Origin of the sequence: Hyphococcus formosus, assembly GCF_046736345.1 — a bacterium.
Classification (GTDB): Bacteria; Pseudomonadota; Alphaproteobacteria; order Caulobacterales; family Parvularculaceae; genus Hyphococcus; species Hyphococcus formosus.
The window spans coordinates 2,027,764-2,048,925 of record NZ_CP157210.1 but is presented as its reverse complement, the minus strand read 5'-3'; the positions used below and the strand labels follow the sequence as shown (position 1 = coordinate 2,048,925).

25 protein-coding genes are annotated in these 21,162 nt (G+C 55.5%); 7 read left to right on the top strand and 18 right to left on the bottom strand.

Going from position 1 to position 21,162, the window contains the following annotated elements:
- Positions 1 to 6: 6 nt before the first annotated feature.
- The 9 genes from ABFZ83_RS09400 to ABFZ83_RS09360 all read right to left on the bottom strand — a co-directional run bounded on the left by ABFZ83_RS09400 (position 7) and on the right by ABFZ83_RS09360 (position 4,298).
- Positions 7 to 237 carry a F0F1 ATP synthase subunit C gene (locus tag ABFZ83_RS09400; protein ID WP_369312129.1) on the bottom strand — a complete coding sequence of 77 codons (231 nt, stop codon included), beginning with the start codon at positions 235 to 237 and terminating at the stop codon, positions 7 to 9.
- Positions 238 to 318: 81 nt separating this feature from the next.
- Complete coding sequence (locus ABFZ83_RS09395) at positions 319 to 1,110, bottom strand: F0F1 ATP synthase subunit A (RefSeq protein ID WP_411816292.1); 792 nt, start codon at positions 1,108 to 1,110, stop codon at positions 319 to 321.
- Positions 1,111 to 1,134: 24 nt separating this feature from the next.
- Positions 1,135 to 1,461, bottom strand: coding sequence for an AtpZ/AtpI family protein (locus ABFZ83_RS09390; protein ID WP_411816291.1), 327 nt, complete (start codon positions 1,459 to 1,461; stop codon positions 1,135 to 1,137).
- Positions 1,462 to 1,746: 285 nt separating this feature from the next.
- Complete coding sequence (locus ABFZ83_RS09385; RefSeq protein WP_411816290.1) at positions 1,747 to 2,097, bottom strand: DUF1428 domain-containing protein; 351 nt, start codon at positions 2,095 to 2,097, stop codon at positions 1,747 to 1,749.
- Between the two features lie 8 nt (positions 2,098 to 2,105).
- Positions 2,106 to 2,579: a VOC family protein gene (locus ABFZ83_RS09380; protein ID WP_411816289.1), complete on the bottom strand. Its 474-nt coding sequence runs from the start codon at positions 2,577 to 2,579 to the stop codon at positions 2,106 to 2,108.
- Positions 2,580 to 3,056 (bottom strand): SRPBCC family protein, encoded by a 477-nt coding sequence (locus ABFZ83_RS09375; RefSeq protein WP_411816288.1) that lies wholly within the window; start codon positions 3,054 to 3,056, stop codon positions 2,580 to 2,582.
- Positions 3,056 to 3,526: an SRPBCC domain-containing protein gene (locus tag ABFZ83_RS09370; RefSeq protein WP_411816287.1), complete on the bottom strand. Its 471-nt coding sequence runs from the start codon at positions 3,524 to 3,526 to the stop codon at positions 3,056 to 3,058. The genes ABFZ83_RS09375 and ABFZ83_RS09370 overlap by 1 nt, the downstream gene beginning before the upstream one ends.
- A gap of 17 nt (positions 3,527 to 3,543) precedes the next feature.
- Positions 3,544 to 3,945 carry a VOC family protein gene (locus ABFZ83_RS09365; RefSeq protein ID WP_411816286.1) on the bottom strand — a complete coding sequence of 134 codons (402 nt, stop codon included), beginning with the start codon at positions 3,943 to 3,945 and terminating at the stop codon, positions 3,544 to 3,546.
- Positions 3,945 to 4,298 (bottom strand): ArsR/SmtB family transcription factor, encoded by a 354-nt coding sequence (locus ABFZ83_RS09360; protein WP_411816285.1) that lies wholly within the window; start codon positions 4,296 to 4,298, stop codon positions 3,945 to 3,947. Before ABFZ83_RS09360 ends, ABFZ83_RS09365 begins: the two co-directional genes overlap by 1 nt.
- Before the next feature lie 122 nt (positions 4,299 to 4,420).
- On the opposite strand from ABFZ83_RS09360, the gene ABFZ83_RS09355 reads away from it, so the two are divergent.
- On the top strand, positions 4,421 to 5,119 hold the full coding sequence (locus ABFZ83_RS09355) for an HAD family hydrolase (protein WP_411816284.1): 699 nt from the start codon (positions 4,421 to 4,423) through the stop codon (positions 5,117 to 5,119).
- Here ABFZ83_RS09355 and smc read toward each other — a convergent pair whose 3' ends face one another.
- From smc to ABFZ83_RS09340, 3 genes are all read right to left on the bottom strand, one after another.
- Positions 5,120 to 8,587, bottom strand: a complete 3,468-nt coding sequence (smc, locus tag ABFZ83_RS09350) for a chromosome segregation protein SMC (RefSeq protein WP_411816283.1) — start codon at positions 8,585 to 8,587, stop codon at positions 5,120 to 5,122.
- 132 nt (positions 8,588 to 8,719) lie between these two features.
- Positions 8,720 to 9,451, bottom strand: coding sequence for a DsbA family protein (locus ABFZ83_RS09345; RefSeq protein ID WP_411816282.1), 732 nt, complete (start codon positions 9,449 to 9,451; stop codon positions 8,720 to 8,722).
- Between the two features lie 142 nt (positions 9,452 to 9,593).
- Entirely contained in the window at positions 9,594 to 10,055 is a 462-nt protein-coding gene (locus ABFZ83_RS09340) for a DUF721 domain-containing protein (protein ID WP_411816281.1), read from the bottom strand.
- Between the two features lie 26 nt (positions 10,056 to 10,081).
- Here ABFZ83_RS09340 and mutY point away from each other — a divergent pair, with 26 nt between their 5' ends.
- Positions 10,082 to 11,200 (top strand): A/G-specific adenine glycosylase, encoded by a 1,119-nt coding sequence (mutY, locus tag ABFZ83_RS09335; RefSeq protein ID WP_411816280.1) that lies wholly within the window; start codon positions 10,082 to 10,084, stop codon positions 11,198 to 11,200.
- Here the strand turns inward: mutY and ABFZ83_RS09330 are convergent.
- Both ABFZ83_RS09330 and ABFZ83_RS09325 read right to left on the bottom strand, forming a co-directional pair.
- Positions 11,197 to 12,720 (bottom strand): acyl-CoA carboxylase subunit beta, encoded by a 1,524-nt coding sequence (locus tag ABFZ83_RS09330; RefSeq protein ID WP_411816279.1) that lies wholly within the window; start codon positions 12,718 to 12,720, stop codon positions 11,197 to 11,199. The genes mutY and ABFZ83_RS09330 overlap by 4 nt on opposite strands.
- A gap of 135 nt (positions 12,721 to 12,855) precedes the next feature.
- Positions 12,856 to 13,734, bottom strand: coding sequence for a 5'-nucleotidase, lipoprotein e(P4) family (locus ABFZ83_RS09325; RefSeq protein ID WP_411816278.1), 879 nt, complete (start codon positions 13,732 to 13,734; stop codon positions 12,856 to 12,858).
- Positions 13,735 to 13,875: 141 nt separating this feature from the next.
- On the opposite strand from ABFZ83_RS09325, the gene ABFZ83_RS09320 reads away from it, so the two are divergent.
- Complete coding sequence (locus ABFZ83_RS09320) at positions 13,876 to 14,421, top strand: lipocalin family protein (RefSeq protein WP_411816277.1); 546 nt, start codon at positions 13,876 to 13,878, stop codon at positions 14,419 to 14,421.
- Here ABFZ83_RS09320 and ABFZ83_RS09315 read toward each other — a convergent pair.
- The 4 genes from ABFZ83_RS09315 to ABFZ83_RS09300 all read right to left on the bottom strand — a co-directional run bounded on the left by ABFZ83_RS09315 (position 14,308) and on the right by ABFZ83_RS09300 (position 18,252).
- Positions 14,308 to 15,051 (bottom strand): hypothetical protein, encoded by a 744-nt coding sequence (locus tag ABFZ83_RS09315; RefSeq protein WP_411816276.1) that lies wholly within the window; start codon positions 15,049 to 15,051, stop codon positions 14,308 to 14,310. The two genes, ABFZ83_RS09320 and ABFZ83_RS09315, sit on opposite strands and share 114 nt — an antisense overlap.
- 103 nt (positions 15,052 to 15,154) lie before the next feature.
- Positions 15,155 to 16,294, bottom strand: a complete 1,140-nt coding sequence (locus ABFZ83_RS09310; protein ID WP_411816275.1) for a site-specific DNA-methyltransferase — start codon at positions 16,292 to 16,294, stop codon at positions 15,155 to 15,157.
- A gap of 149 nt (positions 16,295 to 16,443) precedes the next feature.
- Entirely contained in the window at positions 16,444 to 17,070 is a 627-nt protein-coding gene (locus ABFZ83_RS09305) for a ribonuclease HII (protein WP_411818820.1), read from the bottom strand.
- A 39-nt stretch (positions 17,071 to 17,109) separates the two neighbouring features.
- The gene (locus tag ABFZ83_RS09300) at positions 17,110 to 18,252 is read right to left on the bottom strand and encodes a PA0069 family radical SAM protein (protein WP_411816274.1); all 1,143 of its coding nucleotides are present in this window, start codon (positions 18,250 to 18,252) and stop codon (positions 17,110 to 17,112) included.
- Between the two features lie 116 nt (positions 18,253 to 18,368).
- Here ABFZ83_RS09300 and ABFZ83_RS09295 point away from each other — a divergent pair, with 116 nt between their 5' ends.
- From ABFZ83_RS09295 to ABFZ83_RS09280, 4 genes are all read left to right on the top strand, one after another.
- Positions 18,369 to 18,521, top strand: a complete 153-nt coding sequence (locus ABFZ83_RS09295) for a hypothetical protein (RefSeq protein WP_411816273.1) — start codon at positions 18,369 to 18,371, stop codon at positions 18,519 to 18,521.
- Positions 18,522 to 18,609: 88 nt separating this feature from the next.
- A complete protein-coding gene (locus ABFZ83_RS09290; RefSeq protein WP_411816272.1) occupies positions 18,610 to 19,296 on the top strand; it encodes a TIGR04283 family arsenosugar biosynthesis glycosyltransferase in 687 nt (228 codons plus the stop codon).
- Entirely contained in the window at positions 19,296 to 19,889 is a 594-nt protein-coding gene (locus ABFZ83_RS09285; protein WP_411816271.1) for a TIGR04282 family arsenosugar biosynthesis glycosyltransferase, read from the top strand. Before ABFZ83_RS09290 ends, ABFZ83_RS09285 begins: the two co-directional genes overlap by 1 nt.
- A gap of 72 nt (positions 19,890 to 19,961) precedes the next feature.
- A complete protein-coding gene (locus ABFZ83_RS09280) occupies positions 19,962 to 21,113 on the top strand; it encodes a dipeptidase (RefSeq protein ID WP_411816270.1) in 1,152 nt (383 codons plus the stop codon).
- The last annotated feature ends 49 nt before the right edge of the window (positions 21,114 to 21,162 follow it).

Below are 21,162 nucleotides of genomic sequence, written 5' to 3'. Positions count from 1 at the left end.
TACGACTTAAAGAACGTTCAAAAGAATCAGGATCGCGATAACGAAGCCAAGAAGACCCGTGAATTCTGTCAGCGCGAATGCGAGAAGCATGGTTGGCTGGTTTTGAGCTGATGCTGACGGGTTGCGGAATGCGCCCGAAAGAAAGCTAGAAAAGATAAGGCCAAGACCGATGGCTGCGCCAGCGAGTGGAATTGATGCAATGCCCGCCCCGATCAGTTTTGCTGCTTCAGCGTCCATTTTTTACTCCTAGTGAGGTTATCGTTGAGCCGGTGATCCCATAATCGCGGCTGGCTCTTCGCGCCGCGCGGGAATTTGTTGTTAGTGGTCAGCCGCGTGTGCCGCATCGCTGAGATATATACAAGTGAGAATCGCAAACACATAGGCTTGAAGGCCGGCAACCAGCACTTCGAGCATGGTCACCGCCACGATCCCGAAGAATGGCGCAAGTCCGAGCAGAAACCAACCGCTGCCCGCGCCAACGAGCGATACGATAAAGCCCGCGAACACTTTAAGGATGATGTGGCCCGCAAACATGTTGGCGAACAAACGAATTGCCAGTGAAAGCGGCCGCGACAGGAATGAAATCACCTCAACAGGGACGAGGATCAAATACATTGGCAAGGGCTGACCGGATGGCGCGAACAGGCGCAGAAAGCCGAGGCCGTTTTTCATGAAGCCATAGACCACAACGATTGTGATGGTGACCATCGCCAACGCCAGCGTCACGATGAGGTGGCTGGTCGGCGTAAAGGTGTGTGCTTCTGCTGGGGTGCCCGGAATGGACGGGATCAAGCCAAAGAGGTTGGCGATCAAGATAAAGATGAACAGCGTAAAGACGTAAGGGAAGAATTTGCGGCCTTCGCTGCCGATGGTGTCACGAACGAGGTCAGCGACAAATTCGTATAGGACTTCGGCGGTAGATTGGATCCGGTTTGGGATCAGGCTGGCGCGGCGCGTCGCAAAAAAGAAGAAAGCGCAAATCGCTGCCGTTGCAATGATCATCCAGAGCGCTGAATTGGTCAGCGAAATATCAATGGAGCCGAGATGTACCGGAATGATCGGTAAAATCTCAAATTGCTCCATAGGGCCGGCAGCGTGAAAGTCTATCATCTCGTTATTCTTCCCAGCGTGTCATCAGTCGCCTGATGATTGCTCCGTATCTTCTTTAAGGGTGCGCATCATATTGCGCAGTCCCGCCGCAAAACCCAGGCCCAGCCCCAGAAGGAGGAGCCAAGGGCTCGTCCCCAACCAGTAATCAAGACCCCAACCCAAAAAGCCCCCGACAATCAGACCCGCTAAAAGGTCCGAGGAGACCCGCAAGGCTCGCCCCCACGCAGGACCCGAAGCATTGGCATTGGGGACTTTGCCCGTGCCGCGCATCCGGTCCAACCGCTCGGAAAATTCATCCAGCGAGGGTGGCCGGTCGTTATTGGCCTCATCTCTGCCGGTGTCTTCGCCCATGAGCTTGCCCGAAAAAACAGGTACGAACGGACGCCCGTACCTTTTGAAATCGCGGCGGACCATATAGGCGCTGCAACGCAGCGTCAAGCGATGGAAAAAAATGCTAAAGGTCTGATTTAATTGGGGAAAATGTGGCGCGGCGTCCTGCCGCGCTAAGAACTTTGCGGCTTTCAAGCCGTTTGGCGAAAAAGCACAGTGCGGATTGATAAGATTCGCATGGTTTTTCGCCAATTTTACGACCCGAAGCGGCGCTTGAGCGAATCGTTTCGGGTCGAACTTTTGGTCTTAGGCCTCAAGCAAAACTTCAAAGCCGCCATAAATAAGCCGCTTCCCATCAAAGGGCATGTCTTCCGGATTGCCAAGGCGAGGGTCTTCCATGGATTTTTTCATGCCCGCGTCTCTGGCCTCTTTGGACGGCCAGATAATCCAGGAAAAAATGACCGCCTCGTCAGGCTTTGCTTTCACGGCCATAGGGAAGGAGGTGACTTCGCCGTCGGGCACGTCATCGCCCCAGCCTTCGACCACGCTTAGCGCGCCATTTTCCTTGAAAACCACGGCGGCTTTTTCTGCGACCGCCTTATAGGCGTCGCGGTTTTTCGTTTCGACTGCGGCCACAAATCCATCAATGTAAGTCATAATTGCACCTATTGTTGGTTAAATGCGGCTTCGAGGGCCGCAATGTTGAGCTTCTTCATCTTCATCATTTCGGCCTGTGCCCGTTGGGCAGCGTCTTTGTCGTCTGATGATAACATTTTTGGCAGCGCTTCGGGAACAATTTGCCACGAAACGCCGTAGCGATCTTTCAACCAGCCGCACATGCTTTCTTCACCGCCATTCGCTGTCAGGGAAGACCATAAATGATCCGTCTCGGTCTGGTCTTTGGTCAGCACAGAAATCGACGCGGCGGGCGTATGGGGGAAGGTGGGGCCGCCGTTTAAAATCATAAAGGGCGCACCGCACAGCATGAACTCAACGACCAGTGGTGGCTTTTCCGGGTTTGGAATATATCCGTCCTCGAAATAGCTATCCGGCAACAGAGACACATAAAACTCAGCGGCTTCATGCCCATCGCCGTTATACCAAAGACAGGTACGCACTTTTGATGCTAGTTTTGGCATTTACGCCTCCAGCAGTTGTAATGTTTCTTCAAGTTCGATCAGCGTATTTGTCCAGCCAGAAGTGTAGCCTTCTTCATTCGCGGCGATCATATCTTCTGGTCGGTCAAATAGGGTGTGCACGGTCAAATTGGTTTTATCCTTTGCAAACTCGTCAAAGGTGACCGTGACTTTTGCCTTTGGTGGCGCGCCGCAACCGCAGGCCGTCACTGTGTCGGCATCGCCGAGATAAACGATCCGTTCAGGACGCTTAATCTCTAAATACTCGCCGACCGCATAAAGCATGTCGCCCTCCGGGGTGCGCATTGCGATATTGAACTGTCCGCCAACGCGAAAGTCGATGTCGCATGTCGTATTGGTTGGGCCAAACGGGCCCCACCATTGTTTAATGTGGTGTGGGTCTGACCAGATTTTCCACAGTAGGGTGCGCGGCGCAGCATATTTGCGCGACAAAGTCAGTTCCTTGGGTAATGGCGGCATTAGGTGTCCTTTCCCGCTACATATTCATCAAGACAATCAAGCGATGACTGCCAACCATCGACAACGCCCATATCAATATGTTTCTGGCGATCGGCTTCGGTTGGGTGGCTGATGGAAATAATCAGTTTGGAGCCATCAGCATGATCTTCGAAATGCTGTGTACTCACCATTTGATCGGGAAGTGGCTTGTCATACTCAAAACCTTCACCGAAATCATCTGTTGCGACAATTTTTGATAATTCGACAATTTCGACAAAGCGCCCGACCGATGGATATTCCTTTCCGTCCGGACCGATCATTACATAGCGATAGGCACCGCCCTCGCGGAAATCATGTTCTTCGACCCGGGTGCGAAATCCTTTCGGCCCATACCAGGCGCTAATGGCTTCTGCGTCTGTACATGCATGCCACAGGGTTTTTCGCGGAAATTTAAACGTTCGTTCAATGATGATTAGATGGTCTTTACTCATGTTCTCCCCACTTATTTTTAACTGCTATGGATCATCCAGAGGACGCCGAAGCGGTCATGGAAGGATGCAAACGCCTTCGCAAAGAAGGTGGGCTCTAGCGGCATGATGATCTCGCCATCCTGACTGAGCGTGAAATAGAGCCGTTTGGCCTCTTCCGGGTCGTCGAGATTGAGGCAAATGCTAGTGCCGCGCGCACGTTGATAATGATCGGGCGAGGCGTCGCTTGCCATTATCTTGGTCTCGCCGACAACGAGAGACGCGTGCAGAATATTGTCCTTCATATCGTCGGGAACATGCGGCTCCGCTTCAGAGCCCGCAAAGGGGAGCATGACTTCAAGATCGCCACCGAGCGTTTCGTGGTAAAACGTCATCGCCTCTTTGCAATTTCCGTCGAAATTTAAATAGACATTGACCTGCATTAATCCTTCTCCTTTGGATGAATTTTATTGAGATACTGATCGATCCGGCCAAGCCGGCCTTCCCAAATGGCCCGTTGATGGTCGATCCATCCCCCCGCCGCGGATAAGTTCTGGATATCCATTTCGCAGGTTCGAACACGGCCGGATTTCTTCGAGGTCATAAGCCCGCTGTCTTCGAGCACTTTTAGATGCTGAAGGAAGGAGGGAAGGGCCATGTCAAAAGGAGCGGCCAGCTCGCTAACGGTGGCTGGTCCTTTTGATAATTGCTGGATCACCGCCCGACGCGTCGGGTCGGCGAGGGCGTGAAAAACGCTGTCGAGCGGTGTCTCGGGGGTGTTTTGATGGTTAGGCATATGCCTAAGTTAATCGAGGCGAGCGCGAGGCACAAGTAAAAATTAGGTGATTGCCTAAGTTTAATATTGCACGCGGCCTTTAGGGATGTTCAAAGGCGGGCACAGCAAGAAGAGGATGATTTATGCCCGCGCTAGACGTTGTCGCGTTCGATGCAGATGACACGCTTTGGCAGAATGAGCGGTTTTACCGGCTGACCGAGGCGGCATTTACCGAGTTATTGGCGGACTATGCTGACCCGGATCATCTGACCGAGCGTTTGCTCGAAACCGAGCGGCGCAATCTCGCCCGCTATGGGTTCGGGATCAAAGGGTTCACCCTGTCGATGATTGAAACTGCGTTAGAGATTACCGAAGGCAAAGCCCCGGCCAGTGTCATTCAGGCCATTCTCGACAAGGGGCATGAGATGCTTGAGCATCCGGTTGAATTGCTTCCTCATGCGGCGGAAACTGTTCAACGACTGAAAGGCGAGTTTCGTTTGATGGTGATCACCAAGGGGGACCTGTTCGATCAGGAGCGAAAGATTGCGCTTTCCGGATTGGCAGATCAGTTCGACGGGATCGAGATTGTCTCTGACAAGAACCCGGAGACCTATCGGAATGTATTCTCGCGTCATGGGGTGAGCGCCGAAAAGGCAATGATGGTGGGGAATTCCCTAAAGTCCGATGTGCTACCGGTTCTCGATCTGGGCGGATGGGGCGTGCATGTACCGCATTCCCAAACATGGGCTTTTGAACGTGCAGAACCCCCGCAATCGCATCCGCGTTTTCGCGAAATTGATCATCTCGGGGGCCTGCAAGATATTCTAAAATCTTTGGGCTGATTACTCAGCGGCAACCAATTGTTCGGCGCTTGAAAGATCGACCGAGACCAATTGCGATACGCCGCGCTCGATCATGGTCACGCCGAACAGCCGGTTCATGCGTGACATGGTCAATGCGTGGTGCGTGATGATGATGAAGCGCGTTTCTGTTTCCTGCGCCATTTCATGAAGCAGGCGGCAGAAGCGCTCAACATTCGCGTCATCAAGCGGTGCATCGACCTCATCGAGGACACACACAGGCGCAGGATTCGCCATGAAGACCGCAAAGATCAGCGCCGTTGCGGTCAAGGCCTGTTCACCACCGGACATCAGCGACATCGAGGCTAGCTTCTTGCCGGGCGGTGAGGCAAAGATCTCCAGACCAGCTTCGAGCGGGTCTTCGGCATCGACCAGGCGCAGCTCCGCCTGACCGCCATTAAACAGTCGCTTGAAGAGGTCGGTGAAGTTTGTGTTGACCGTTTCAAACGCATCGAGAAGCCGCTGGCGCGCCTCGCGATTGAGATTGCCAATCGCCGTCCGCAATTTGCGGATCGCCGCGTCGCAATCTTCGCGCTCGGTACCCAGCTCTTCGAGGCGTTCCGACACTTCCTGCATCTCTTCGTCAGCACGCAGATTGACGCCGCCGAGATTTTCCCGCTCGCGCTTATAGCGCTCTAACTTGCGTTCGATGTCATCACGGGCAGGCAGGTCAGCGCCTTCTTTGTGTTCAGCAATGCCGAGCAACTCGTCGGGCGTCGCTTCGCAGGTTTCCTGCGCTAGATGCGTCGCTTCTTCCACGCGCTCCTGCGCGGCTTCGGCCTGCGCCTCCAGTCGGGCGCGGGCTTCGCGCGCTTCACTGGCTTCGTGGTCGGCGGCTTTGGCGTTTTTGTCGCTCTCAAGGGCGAGACGCTGCCCCTCGGCGAGGGCATCAGCCGCTTCGTTGCGGCGCTGCTCTGCGACAGACAATTGATCGAGAAGAGCTTTGCGCTTTTCGTCAATTTCCGCAGGAGCACCCGCCGCGCCTTCATGGGCGGCTTTGGTCTCATTGAGATGCGTTTCGATTTCCGCCAGGCGGCTCCGGGCGGTTTCGCCCCGGCTCGTCCATGACGTGCAATCGCGTTCGATCTCCGCCAAACGGTTCGCGCGGCGGCGGGCCTCATTGGCAAGATCGCTATGGGCCGTGCGAGTTTCAGTTGCCCGGGCGCGTGCTTCGGCAACCCGTTCACGGGATGCATTCAGCCCTTCGGCAATTAAATCAGCGTCCGGAAATTCCGCATGTTCAGCCTGCAGCGTTTCCAGATTCCGGCTGGTCTCGATATTTTCTTCCGATAGGCGCGCTAGATTTTCGTCGATGGACGAAATTCGTGCGGCCGCGCGTTCATGTTCGCGTTCCAGCGCATTGAGATTGGTCCGTGCACTGTCAACGGCGCGGCGGGCTTCCTGCCAGAGGGAACGTGCTTCACGTTCCATATTCTGCTTGGCTTTTAGATTGTCGCTAGCTTCGCTATGGATGCGGCGCGCTTCGTCTGCGTTTGCTTGGGCGGTTTCCAGTTCCTGCTCAAGGGTCTGCAACCGGTTGCGCTGTTCAAGGCGAATAGCGGCGGCCGTTTTCGCATCTGCATGGCTGGTAAAGCCATCCCAACGCCAAAGGTCACCATCACGGGACACAAGCCGTTGGCCGGGGCGCAATTGATCACGCAAGCGCGGACCATCCTGCGCATCAATAACGCCGATTGCCGAAAGGCGACGGTTCAATGCCGCCGGTGCCCGCACAAACCGGCTCAGCGGTTGCACGCCCTCGGGCAGTGATAGCTCGGCCGCATTGTTCCCAAAGCTCGACCAATGGGCCGGGGCGTCTTCGTCGGTTGGCGCGCCAAGATCATCCCCTAAGGCCGCGGCCAAGGCGTTCTCATAGCCGGGATCGACTTCGATCATTTCAATCAACGGTTCGAAATCATCGCTGTCATTTGCCGCTAGGACACGGCGCAGGGCATCGCGCTCCGCGCCCATCTCGGTGACGCTCTGCTCAGCATCCCGCAATGGGCCGCGCTGCGCTTTTTCTTGCTCTTCTGCCGCTGTGCGTTCTTCTTCGGCGCGGTGGAAGGCGGCTTCCGCAGCATTCGCTGCCTGTTCCGCATTGGCAAATTTCTGTTTCGCTTCTTCAAGCGATTGCGCCTGTTCCGGCGAAGGCGAAATGACCTCGCGTTCATCCGTATAGTTACGGATTTGATCCTTGATCTTTTCGAGGCGTCGTTCCGTGGCGGAAAGATTACCGGCGACCGCTTTACGGCGAGCTTCGATATCGGCGGCTTCTTTACTTTTCTGGTCGAACGCTGCTTCGGCCTGTTCCAGCGCGGCGCTGGCTTGGTTCATCAACTCAGCTGCTTCGGCAACGCGCTGCTCTTCGCTGGCCGCATTGGCATTCAGGCCCTCGCGCTCTTCGTTCAGGGCGGCAACCGCGTTGTCCGCATCGGAAAGAAGGTCTTTTTCCCGCGCCATGTCGTTTTCAAGGCGCTCAATTTCGCCCGCAAGACGGCGCAGTTCCGCTTCGGCCCGGCGTGCTTCTTCGTCGAGATTTTCGCGCGCAACGGTCAGACGGTGAAGGCCCGCCGCTTCTTCGGCTTCCTTCAGGCGCAGTGGTTCAAGCGCTTCATGTGCGTTCGATTGCGCGGTCGCCGCGATCGCCGCAACGCGGGTCGTCTCTTCGATCAGGGCACTGATTTCATCAAGGCCAGCTTTTGCTTTTTCCTGAGCATCAACCGCATCCCGCCAGCGGATATAGGCGAGCATCGCCTCGGTCCGGCGAATGTCGCCAGAGACATTGCGATAGCGCGTGGCCTGACGCGCTTGCCGGGCGAGCGCGCCCTTTTGGGTCTCAAGTTCGGAGATAACATCATCGAGGCGTTCGAGATTTGCCTCGGTCGCGCGCAAGCGTAATTCCGCTTCGTGACGGCGCGAATGAAGGCCGGTCACGCCCGCAGCTTCTTCCAAGAGGCGGCGGCGATTTTGCGGCTTTGCACTGATCAATTCCGCAACCTGACCCTGACGAACAAGGGCAGGGGAGTTTGCACCGGTCGAGGCATCCGCAAATAGGAGCTGCACATCTTTTGCGCGGACTTCCTTATTGTTGATCCGATAGATCGACTGCGTGCCTTCTTCCTTGCGGAGGATACGGCGCGAGATTTCGAGCGTTGTGTGTTCGTTATATTCGGCGGGTGCGGAGCGATCGGAATTGTCGATGGTCAAAATGACCTCAGCCCAATTCCGTGCCGGGCGCATGGTCGTCCCTGCAAAGATCACCGCGTCCATCGCATCGCCGCGCAATGCTTTGGCCGAGGTCGCGCCCATAACCCAGCGCATGGCTTCGAGGAGGTTTGACTTCCCGCATCCATTAGGCCCGACAATACCTGTCAGGCCTTCGCGGATTTCGAAGTCAGTTGGTTCTACGAAAGATTTGAACCCTACAAGGCGAACATTGGTGAATTTCACGCGTCTTTTCCCGATAAGTGCTGAAATGAGGCCCACTTCCTCATTTCAGTCCCGTAAACCACCAATGATTGCCGATTCTGCCGCAAGGCCAAGGGGAGGAATGCGCCCCCGCGCAATCCGTTATTCCCCAGCCTATTCTGTTGCGGCCTCTTCTCCATCTGTTCCACCCGCTTTTTCGAGCGCTTCATCAAGCGCTTCCGAGAACGCTTCGACGGAATTCAGGTGACGCGTTTGTCCGTTCACGACGAAGCTTGGCGTTGACGCAATTTTATATTTGTCAGCAGCTTCGTTGATATTTTCATTAAGGAAATCAAGCAATTCTTCCCTTTTTACACAGGCGTCAAAATCCGCTTCATCCATACCGGCCTGTGAAGCGATCTTGAGCAGTTCCGTGCGTGGGCTTTCGCCATAGATCCAGGTTTGCTGGGTTTTGAACAAAGAGCCCAAAATCAGGAAGTAAGCATCGGGACCGCCTTTATCAGCGGCACAGCGCGCAAGCATGGAGCCCGCAACCGAAAGGTTAGCTGGCGCGGTCGGAAACTCGCGGAAGATGAACCGGACCTTGCCCGTATCCACATATTTTTCCTTAATTGCCGGGAAAATGTCTTCGTGGAAGGTCGCGCAATGGGGGCAGGTGACGGACGCAAATTCAATCACCGTGACTTTTGCGTCGGGGTTACCCAGTGCCATGTCAGAAAGAGCACCTTCGCCTTGGATTTCAGCGGTCTCGGTCGGTTCAGCCGGTGTTGATTCCGCGCTTGATTCAGAGTTCGCGCCGCCGCAGGCGATGAGCGCTAGCGAGGCGGCAATAGCGACGCCGGATTTAAAGACAGGCTGGCGAAGTGAGAAAATTGTTTGAGACATTAGACAGGGAACCTTTCCGTCGCGGACACCAATTTACGGTTCCGCCCTTTTAGATGTCGAAAGCTGTGGCGCAAAATCGCTGATGGCGCATGAATTGGCAAGGCACGATTGGTTCTCGCCAGCCCGAAACGCCGAAAAACCGTTAATTTTCCTCGTTTCGCCGGTTTATGGCTGCCCGGAAAGAGGCCAATGCGCTGCCAAGCGGGCTATCATCGTCCTCTTGTTTGGCCGGTTTCGGCGCAGTTTTTCGCGTGGGCGGCACGCGTTTTCCCGACTGGAGCACCGCAATTCGCGTAACGCTGCCGGGGCCAAGATAGGCGTTGATGCGTTTTAAAAGCTCATCTGTTGCCATTTGAACTTCTGCGGCGGCCGATCCGTTGGGGACATGCAATTCAAGGGTTTTTCCAACGCGGCCCGCCCCGGTGATACGGCCCGGGCGCGAGAGTGACGCCAGACGCGGCCCCGCAAGGGTCGGCCAATGACCGGCAAGCGCCGGGTCCATATATTTCGTTTTCTGGGCAAGCTGCGCAAAAATACCGGCACCAGCGCGGCCGATTGCGGGCGGCGCGGATCTGGCGGGACGGGTTGTCCATTTTTGCTGCATAAACCTTGGCTCTTTGCGGCGTTTCGGTGGATCTCTATAATATCAACCCTATGCCATCGGAAACAATCGCCTCGGGAAATAAATCCGCAATCAGTTCTCAGCCCGCTTCGCCAAAGCGCGTGGCGAAGGCCCTGCTCGATTGGTATGACAGCCATGCGCGGGATTTGCCGTGGCGGATTGGCCCCAAGGCGCGCAAGTTGGGTCGGCGACCAGACCCCTATGCGGTTTGGCTTTCCGAAGTCATGCTTCAGCAAACCACGGTCGCTACCGTCAAGCCGCGCTTTGAGCGGTTTTTGAAACGCTGGCCGACTGTCGAGGCCATGGCCGCCGCCCCCCTTGATGATGTGTTGGGGGAATGGGCGGGGCTTGGGTATTACGCCCGGGCGCGCAATCTTCATAAATGTGCGGTCGCCGTTACCGAGCGCGGCGGCTTTCCGGATACGGAAGAAGAGCTGAAAACCCTGCCGGGGATTGGCGATTACACGGCGGCGGCTGTAGCGGCGATTGCGTTTGATCGCCGGGCGGTGGTGGTTGATGGCAATATTGAGCGGGTGGTTGCGCGGCTTTTTGCGATCGATACGCCGATGCCAGGCGCAAAGCCCGAAATCAAAGCCCGTGCAGATGACATCTGGCCTGACCTTCGCTCGGGCGATTTTGCGCAAGCCATGATGGATCTCGGGGCCGGCGTTTGCCGCCCGAAAACCCCGCTTTGTTTAATTTGCCCGATTTCCTCTGTGTGCGACGCATATGCGCAAGGAAATCAGGAAGACTTCCCCGTACGGCCCGCGAAAAAGCCTAAGCCAAACCGGAAAGGCGCGGTGTTCGCGCTCAGCAATGGTCGCGGCGAGATGTTATTCGAGCGGCGGCCCGAAAAGGGTTTGCTAGGCGGGATGCTCGGCCTGCCGGGAACCGCATGGACGTCAGATCAAAAAGACGAGTGTTTCGCCCTTGCGCCGGTCAAAGCCGAGTGGGAGCGAGTGGGCGAGGTCACCCATGTGTTCACCCATTTCCTTTTGACACTGGATGTCTATGTAGCGAGTGCTCCAAAAGGGTTTCGCAAATCTACCGACCAGCAATGGATCAAGCCCGAAAAAGCACTTCTGCCCACGGTCATGAAAAAAGCCGTGAGCATCACCCAGCCCTAAAGGCTGCGTTGCGCAAGCTGAGCAAATTCACAAAGCAGGGGCCGGGTCTCGCGCGGGTCGATTATATCTTCAATCAAGAATTGCTCGGCGGTTCTGAATGGTGATGATACTTTCTCAAGCCGCGACTTGATCTTTTGAAGCTCCGCAGCCGGATCATCGGCCTTTTCAAGTTCCGACTTATAAGCTACCTCAAGGCCGCCCGCCATGGGCAGGGATCCCCAATCGCCAGATGGCCACGCAAAGCGATATTGAAAGCGGGTATCATCTGACATCGCCGCACCGGCAACGCCAAAAGCATTGCGCACAATGATCGTCGCCCAGGGCACGCTTGCGTCATAAATCGCATTCAGGGTTTCAACGCCGCGCCGGATGGTGGCGGCTTTTTCCGCTTCAAGCCCGATCATGAAGCCCGGATTGTCAACCAGATGCACAACCGGAAGGCGGAATTGCTCCGCTAGCTCTACAAATCGTTTGACCTTTTCTGCGGTGCCGGCCGTCCACGAACCGCCAAGAAATGTCGGATCGCCCGCCAGGATCGCGACCGGGTAACCGTCGAGCCGCGCCAAAGCCGTAATCGCCGCGCGGCCCCAGCGACGGCCGATTTCAAAGACCGAGCCATGGTCCGCCACGGTTTCCACGATCCGGCGCATATTATAGGCGTGTTTCGGGTTTTCCGGCACGGCATTGAGCAAGGTCTCATCCCGCCGTTCGGGGCTGTCATGGGTTTCAACGCGTTCCGCACGCGCGCCCACATGAGGCGGCAAATAGGAAAGAAACGTCCGCGCCATGGCAAAGGCTTCGTCTTCGCTTTCCGCTTCGTCGTCGATAACGCCATTGCGCGCATGTATATCCGCGCCGCCCAAGGCTTCTTTGTCGAGGGCCTCGCTGCCATCGCCCATGCCCGCCACAACCGCAGGGCCCGCGGTAAAAATCTGCGCAACACCGCGCACCATGATCGAATAATGACTGGCGACCATGCGCGCCGCCCCAAGGCCCGCCGTCGGGCCAAGCGCCAATGCAACGACAGGCACGGTTTTCAGGTTCTTCACCACATCGGCCCAAAGCGGGATAAACGGCACATAGGTAAAGCCCAAATCATCAAGCGCCTTGATGGATCCGCCGCCGCCCGTGCCGTCAATCATCCGTATGATGGGTAATTTCAACTCATGGGCCATGCGCTCGGCCATGATAAATTTGCGGTGAATAGAGGCATCGCCCGCGCCGCCGCGCACGGTAAAGTCGTCGGCGGTCGCAACGACCGGCGCATTATTGATCCGTCCACGACCAAAGATAAAATTTGACGGCGAGAAATCGATCAAATCGCCATTGTCGTCATATTGCCCTTTGCCGGCGATTTTTCCGATCTCGCGAAACGAATTATCGTCGAGCAAACGGCGCATGCGCTCGCGTACATCAAGCTTGCCGCGCGCATATTGACGGGCGAGCTTTTCTTCGCCGCCCATTTTGTTCGCCATTGCTTCGCGGCGTTTCAATTCGTCTAGCTGTTTTTCAAAGGCCATTTTTCGCTCTTACGGTTTCCACCCTTACAACACGGTCTTGTTTAATGGTATTATTATGCAAGTGTAATCGTCTCTCGCGTCAGGTAAAGCTGTAATCGCATCGGCAGAACCGAAAATCAGGACGGGAGACGCAAATTATTCCGGCGTCCAGCTTTTTAGTTGCTCTAGTTTGCGCGCCCGTTGTTGTTCGCGCGTCAGCGAATAATCATTGCCAAAGGCCGATGATTCCCATGAACCGTATCCCGGATTGGGCAGTACCAGCCAGTCACGGCCCCAATGATGCGCATTGGTTACGTAAACTTTCTGCCGTGCCGCGGGTGAGCCTTTATAGTCATCAACAAAATCACCGAGATTATCACCAAACAGCATCAGCACGCGGTAATCGGCGGCAATCGCGGCCCGGCGTGTCCCTTTCTTTGATGTCCATTCGGGTTTTTCGCCAACGGTCATGACGGCGTTGATGCCGTCTTTAACCGGGAAGCCAAGATCCTTGAGGTTGCGCGTGGTACCTTCGTCCACATCCGCATTGCGATTGGTCACATAAAAAACCGTTACACCTTTTGCGGCGGCGGCGCGCGTAAAGGCCAGTGAACCGGGAACGGCATCGGCCTCGCCAGCGCCCGCCCAAGCGGTCCATGTTTCGTTAGAATAGGTTTGGTCAGTTTCCACCAGCAATGCCTGATAGGGGGAGTTGTCCAGAACCGTTTCATCCGCATCAAGAATGATTGCCGGCGGCAGCGCTTCATATCCGGGTTTTTGGTCGTCGGGGAGGGCCGTCCAAGTCGGATCATTCAGCGCTTCATCAAGGCGCAGATGCGCCAGGGCATAAACGCTATCTGCGGTGGCTTTATATTCGATGGCCTGTTGCAGCCATAAGGTGGCGTTTAATAGATCGTTTGGTGCGGGGCCGTCACTCGCGCGCGGGCGATCCGGCGCGGTCGCACAAGCGGATAGCGCTAATGTCATCAGCGCTGCCAGTTTGATGTGGTTCGCACTATCTTTGATCCGTTTCATTTGTCACCCCGAATAGATTTGCCGTAAAAAAGGCGGAGTGTAGTGCGCTGCGATTATTCGTAAAGCCGGAAAGGCACTGCGGACCAATCTAACTTTTGAACCAAACCGTAAAAACAGTGTTCTGTGCCAAAAGGAGAGATAATGCGAATTTCCGTTCTTTGCGCGCTTCTTGCGCCGCTTGGTTTAATGGCTTGCCAAAGCCCGCCGGTGAACCGCGATCAATCCATTCCCCTGACAACGGTCGATTATGTAGATACCGAACGCTATTTGGGGCGCTGGTATGAAATCGCGCGCTTTCCCAACAGCTTTGAAGAAAACTGCGAAGGGGTCACCGCTGATTACGCGATGCGCGATGATGGTTTGATCTCGGTGATCAATACCTGCCGCAAGGGTACACCGGACGGCGAAGAAAAAGCGGCCAAGGGTCGGGCGCGCATCGTCGATGAGCAATCAAACGCAAAACTGGAAGTGAGCTTTTTTGGCCCGTTCTGGGGCGATTATTGGGTCATCGGTCTGGCTGAGGATTATTCGCTGGCATTGGTTGGAGAACCCTCCGGGAAATATCTCTGGATTTTATCCCGTACACCAACAATTTCGAACGAAACCCGCGTCGATGCGATTCAGGATCTTCAGGCCTTTGGGTATAATACCAATGCGCTTTACTGGACCGAGCAACCGCCGGGTTAATCGGATGACGTCATTGTGGTCACCGACCCGCAATCCATGGGAAAGCGCAGCGTGGGTGAATGGATCCTGGATCAAGTCCGGGATGACGGTTGAGAGGTTTGAGCCCTTGCTGCGTGTGTCATTGCGGGCACCGACCCGCAATCCATCGGAAGGCGTAGCGTGAGTGGGTGGATCCCGGATCACGTCCGGGATGACGGTTGAGAGGTTTGGGCCTTTGCTGCGGGCGTCATTGCGGGCATCGACGCGCAATCCGATAACAAGCATTATCCTTTCAGCGTCGCGCACGAACGCTGGATCCCGGGTCAAGCCCGGGATGACGGTTGAGAGATTTGGGCCCTTGCCGCGTTTGTCATTGCGGGCACCGACCCGCAATCCATCGGCAAGCGCAGCGTAGGTAAGTGGATCCCGGGTCAAGTCCGGGACGACGGTTGAGAGGTTTGGGCCCCTGCCGCGTGTGTCATTGCGGGCATCGACCCGCAATCCATGGGAAAGCGCAGCGTGCGTGAATGGATCCTGAATCAAGTCCGGGATGACGGTTGAGAGGTTTGGGCCTTTGCCGCGTGCGTCATTGCGGGCATCGACGCGCAATCCGTCGGAAAGCGCAGCGTGAGTGAATGGATCCCGGATCAAGTCCGGGATGACGGGTGTTTCGAAATGGCCCCCGGATCAAGTCCGGGATGACGAAGGCTAAACATCTCATCATCCTGACAAAAGTCAGGGCCGAGACGAAGTTTTAGCTGGCCATGCCTTTGCGGATTTTATCGCGCAGAAAATCAATCGGCTTAAGGCCGGTTTTCTCTTCATAGTGCCAATAGGTCCAGCCATTACAGGCCGCAGCATTTTGCACCGCCGCGCCGACCTTGTGGATTGAACCTTGAATTTCGTTATCGCCTTCCTTGACGTAAAGCGAGCCATCTGCGCGAACCTGCGCGGCGTGGTTTTTGCGCGGTGAATAAAGCTTGGCACCGGGTTTCAAAAGCTTGTGTTCGATCACCGTACCGAAAGGCACCCGTGCGGCGGCTTTCGGTGAAGGCTGGGTGATCAGGCTTTCATCATCCAGCGGTTTGACCTTGGCGATCCGGGCTTTTGCCGCCTTGATATAGGTCTTGTCGCGCTCTAGGCCGATAAAGTGACGGCCAAGATATTTGGCGGCCGCGCCGGTGGTGCCTGACCCAAAAAATGGATCAAGTACAACATCGCCGGGTTTGGTCGAGCCGATCAGAATACGGAACAATAGGGATTCTGGTTTCTGCGTGGGGTGGGTTTTGTTGCCATCCTCGCCTTTGATGCGTTCACTGCCTGTGCAAATCGGGAATTCCCAATCGGACCGCATTTGCAAATCATCATTCGATGTCTTCAGGGCGCGATAGTTGAACGTATATTTCGACTTTTGGCTTTTCGCAGCCCAGATCAATGTTTCATGGGCGTTGGTCAGGCGCGTGCCGCGGAAATTCGGCATAGGATTGGACTTGCGCCAGATCACATCGTTCAAAATCCAGAAACCGGTATCCTGAATGGCGGTGCCGACACGGAAAATATTGTGATAGGAACCAATGACCCAGATCGCCCCATCAGGTTTCAAGATGCGGCGCGCTTCGGTCAGCCAGTTGCGGGTGAATTCGTCATAGGCGCGGAACGAGTCGAATTTGTCCCACTCATCATCAACGCCATCAACGCGCGAATTATCCGGCCGGGTCAGATCGCCGCCAAGTTGAAGATTATAGGGCGGGTCCGCGAAAATCAGATCGACACACCCGTCAGGCAATTTTTTCATTGCCTCAATGCAATCGCCTTCGACGATCTGATCGAGATATTTGGAAATATCGACAGACTGCGTGCTGGCTTTTTTCGGAGTTTTCTTTTTCGTCGCCATGATCGTACCGGTTTTCTCAAATAGCGGCGAAAGGTGACGCCGCGCAGAACCCAAGGACCGGCACTGTGAGTCGAGGAGGATTCCGCGTCAAGAGTCTTGGTAAATTTTTCCAATGGAATCAGGGTGTTAACCTAGGTTAACAAATCCTTTCATCGCGCGGCGATCTTGCCTTCCGGATACAAGATGTTGTGGATCGGCGCATAGCTTTTGCGATGATGTGGGGTTACCCCATGAATTTCGAGCGCCGCCCGATGGGCCGGTGCGCCGTAACCTTTATTTTTCTCCCACGCATATTCGGGATGAATTTTTGCAAGATCGCGCATCATTTGATCGCGCACGGTCTTGGCGATGATCGATGCAGCGGCAATAGAAAATGATTTCGCGTCGCCTTTCACGACCATTTCAATCGGCGTGTCGAGCTTTGGTTTCGCCGAGCCGTCAATGATACAGATGTCGGGCGTTACCGATAAATCGGCTTTGGCGCGTTTCATCGCCAGAAAGGTCGCTTGAAGAATATTGATCTCGTCAATTTCATCGACGCTGGCAATCCCGACACCGACCACGGCTTTTGCGCGAATTTCCGCCGCGATCACATCGCGCTTTTTCTCGGAGATGGTTTTTGAATCATTGAGCCCCTCGGGCATGTTCGCCGGATCGAGGATCACGGCTGCGGCCACAACAGGGCCCGCCCATGGGCCGCGCCCGGCTTCGTCAATTCCGGCGACAATGCCATCATGGCAGTTTTCAATGTCAAAGCTGGGCGTGAATTTCATCATGGTGATCATTTTGCGTGAGTCGCCGATCACTGAAACCGCCTAGCTGAACAGATCATATTGCCCGGTCACCGAAGGGGGCACGCGAAACTGGCTGACATCCAGCGGGGCCAGCTTGGCATCAAGGCCATATTTTACGCGCGCTTTTTTGTGGCGCAGCGCGATAAGCCGCGCATATTCGGTCTTGATTTCCTTGCTGCGCGACCATTGCGGATCGTAATCGCGGCCGCCATTCATATGGCGAATATGGTTCATGATCCGCTTGGCGCGATTGGGGGCAAAGGCCTCCAACCATTCCTGAAACAGGGGCGAGACCTCCTGAGGAAGGCGGATAATCGTGAAGCCGCAAAATTTTGCGCCCGCATCGGCGGCTTCTTCGAGGATCGATTCCATTTCATCGTCATTCAGGCCGGGGATCATCGGTGCCGTCATGACGCCAACCTCGATCCCGGCTTCGCTCATTTTTCTAATGGCTTCGAATCGCCATTTCGGCGCGGCGGCGCGCGGCTCCATCGACCGGGCCAGTTTCTTGTCCCGGGTGGTGATGGAGATCATCGTCCGTGTAAGCCCTTTTTCCGCGAGCGGAACCAGGAGATCAAGATCGCGCAAAATTAATTGCGATTTGGTCAGAACCGAAACCGGATGATTAAACCGATCAAAGGTCGATAAAATACCGCGCATGATCTGATAGCGCTTTTCAATCGGTTGATAGGGGTCCGTATTCGTACCCATGGCGATGGCGCGCGGTCGATAGCGTTTGTTGGAAAGTTCTTTTTCCAATAATTTCGATGCGGATGGTTTGGCGAACAGACGGCTTTCAAAATCGAGCCCCGGCGACAGGCCCATATAGGCGTGGGTCGGGCGCGCGAAACAATAGATGCAGCCATGCTCACACCCGCGATAGGGATTGATCGACCGATCAAACCCGACATAGGGCGAGTCATTAAAGGTGATGATCTTGCGCGGGGCTTCATCGGTGACTTTGGTGCGCAATGGCGGCAGGGGTTCGTCATTATCCCATCCATCATCAATCGCGATACGTTGTTCGGCTTCATATCGGCCGGATTGGTTAGACCGCGCGCCGCGCCCTTTCCCAGTGGCGGACCCTTTGGCAGGGAGATCCCTGTCGGCGGTGACCCCAGGGCGGTGGGGCGGGTGGAAGGAAAGATGCGCGGCGCGGGCCATGAAAAGAAGCTACCACCGAAAAAGAACAAATCAAGAACATTTTTTCAACAAAAGATCGCCGACTGGCCAGCGCGGCGCAAGCTATTGATAATATTCAAAAGCGAAGAGGCTCTTTGATGAAGCGAAGCATTTCAAACGGTGCCGCAATCGGCATTAGCGTTGCGGTTGGGGTCGCCACCGCCGTTGCGCTTGATGATTTGGCCGTCGGGGTCGGTGTCGCGATTGCAATTTATGTCATTATGTATCTCGCGCGGCGGTTTGGCCGTTAGTCACGCCCGATCATCTTTCGGCGAGTGGTCTTTGCGCCAATCCCACAACCGGCTATGGCTCTGCGGTTCATAATGCTTTGGGGGCCCATTGATTTCTGTTGTTATTCCTTGCCTCAATGGCGAAACGCGCTTGCCCGCCTGTCTTGATGCCTTGGTCGGGCCAGCGGTTGAAGGGCTCGTGCGCGAAGTCATCGTTGTTGATGGCGGCTCGACCGATCAAAGCGCATTGATCGCCGACGGGTTTGGCGCGCGGGTCATTGAAACCGAACCGGGGCGCGGCACGCAGCTCAGGGCCGGAGCCGAAGCCGCAAAGTCGGACTGGCTTTTGTTCCTCCATGCAGACACGGTCCTTTCGGATGATTGGGCCAAGGGCGCGGCAATTTTCATGCGGGGCGACCAGGACCGAGCCGCAGTATTCACGCTTCAGTTTGACCGTTCGGGCTTTGCGCCTAATTTCGTATCGGGCGGGGCGATGCTGCGGACGCGCCTGTTGAAATTACCCTATGGTGACCAAGGGCTTTTGATTTCTCGCAGGCTCTATGATGCGGTTGGCGGTTTTGGTGATTTACCGCTGATGGAAGATGCGGATTTTATCCGCAGGCTTACCAAGAAATATGGACGCCGCGCGATCGAGATTTTACCCGCACAGGCAATCACCTCGGCGGCGCGCTATGAACGCGACGGTTATATAAAGCGCGTTCTCAAAAACAGCTTCACCTTATTGCGATATTTGTTGGGCGCATCGCCCGAAGCGCTCAAGAAAAACTACGATTGATGCGCGGGACAATTATCATATTTCTGAAGGCCCCGATTGCGGGTAAGGTTAAAACTCGACTGGGTGCTGATATAGGGCTTGGGCGCGCGAGCGCATTGTTCCGTATCATGACGAGGCGAACGATTAAAGAAGCGCGCAAAGGCGATTGGCGATGCGTGCTCGCGATTGATCCGCTTAATGCAGGCTTCCGCAATCTCTGGCCACCTTCATTGCGTCGTATCGGGCAGGGCCATGGCAATCTCGGCCAGCGCATGAAATATGCGATGGATCAAATCGCGGATGGGCCGGTTATCGTCATTGGTGCAGATGCGCCGGATATGCGCGCGCGTCATATCAAGGCGGCGTTCAAGGCGCTGCGCGGTTCCGATGCAGTTTTTGGCCCTGCGGAAGATGGCGGTTACTGGCTAATTGGCTTATCACGTCGGCGCGTGGCACCGGGCCTTTTTGATGGTGTGCGATGGTCTACGGCACACGCGTTGGAGGATACGATCAAAAGCCTGCCGCAGAATTTCGAGATTGTTCAGATCGACCAACTCACCGATGTGGATACCAAAAGCGACCTTGCGAGCATGGGCCCATTTTCCAAAGCATAGGTGTAATCTTTGCTTGAACATGGTGGCGTTCGGGTTTTCACTCGCGAAACAGAAAACCATGCGAGAGAGCACATGAAAAAAATTGGCCTTGCGATCATTGTCATTTTATTAGCCGCTGCATCAATATTCTTTGGCGTGCTGCCCCAGCGTTTCGACCGAAATGCCAATGTCGTCATTCCGCATGATCCCTATGTCATCAGCGAAGAAGCGCAATCATTGCATGATACGATTCCGGTGGCTGACCTTCATTCGGATATGCTCCTCTGGCGCAGAAACCCTGCCAAAAAGAATGCGCGCGGTCATACGGATGTGCCGCGCCTGCGTGAGGGCGGTGTCGCGCTACAGGTTTTTACCGCCGTAACCAAATCGCCCAGCGGTTTGAATTATGATGAAAATGATGCGAGTACAGATGACCTGAACCTGTTGACCTTCGCTCAATTATGGCCGCGCCGCACATGGAATTCGATCTATGAGCGCGCCGCCTATCAGGCGGAGCGGCTTCAAAAGCTTGAAAAAACCGCGCCCGACGAATTTGTGTTTGTCAAAAGCGCGTCTGACCTCAACAAGGCGCTTGATCGCGGGGCGCTCGCCGGAATTTATGGGATCGAAGGGGCCCATCCGCTGGAGGTCGAATTAGAGAATATCGACCGGCTTTATGATCAGGGACTGCGCATCATGGGGCTTCAGCATTTTTTCGATAATGCGCTGGGCGGATCGCTGCACGGAAAGTCCGGGGCGGGGCTTACGGAATTCGGTAAGGCGGCGGTCGATCGCGCCGTCGCAAAAGGCATGATCATTGATCTCGCTCATTCTTCGGAACAGGTGGCGTGGGATGTTTTGGCCCGGATCGATGAGCCCGTAATCGTTTCCCATACGGGGATGAAAGGACATTGCGATACCGCGCGAAACATCCCTGATGACCTCATGAAGGCGATTGCCGATGCAGGCGGCCTGGTGGGTATCGGGTTCTGGGATGCCGCGGTGTGTGATCCTTCACCGGAAGGAATTGCCGACGCGCTTTTATATGCGGTGGAACATCTGGGCGTTGATCATGTGGCGCTTGGCTCTGACTTTGACGGAACGGTCACAACGCCCATCGATGGTTCAGAGATGGCAGCGCTGACCCAAGCGCTATTGGATAAGGGCGCGGATGCGGCAACGATTCGCGCGGTGATGGGCGAGAACGCGATCCGCTTTTTCCGGGAGAACCTGCCGGCGCGCTAACCCCAAAAACAAAACGGACGGCTGAGACTGTGCTCAAACCGTCCGTTTT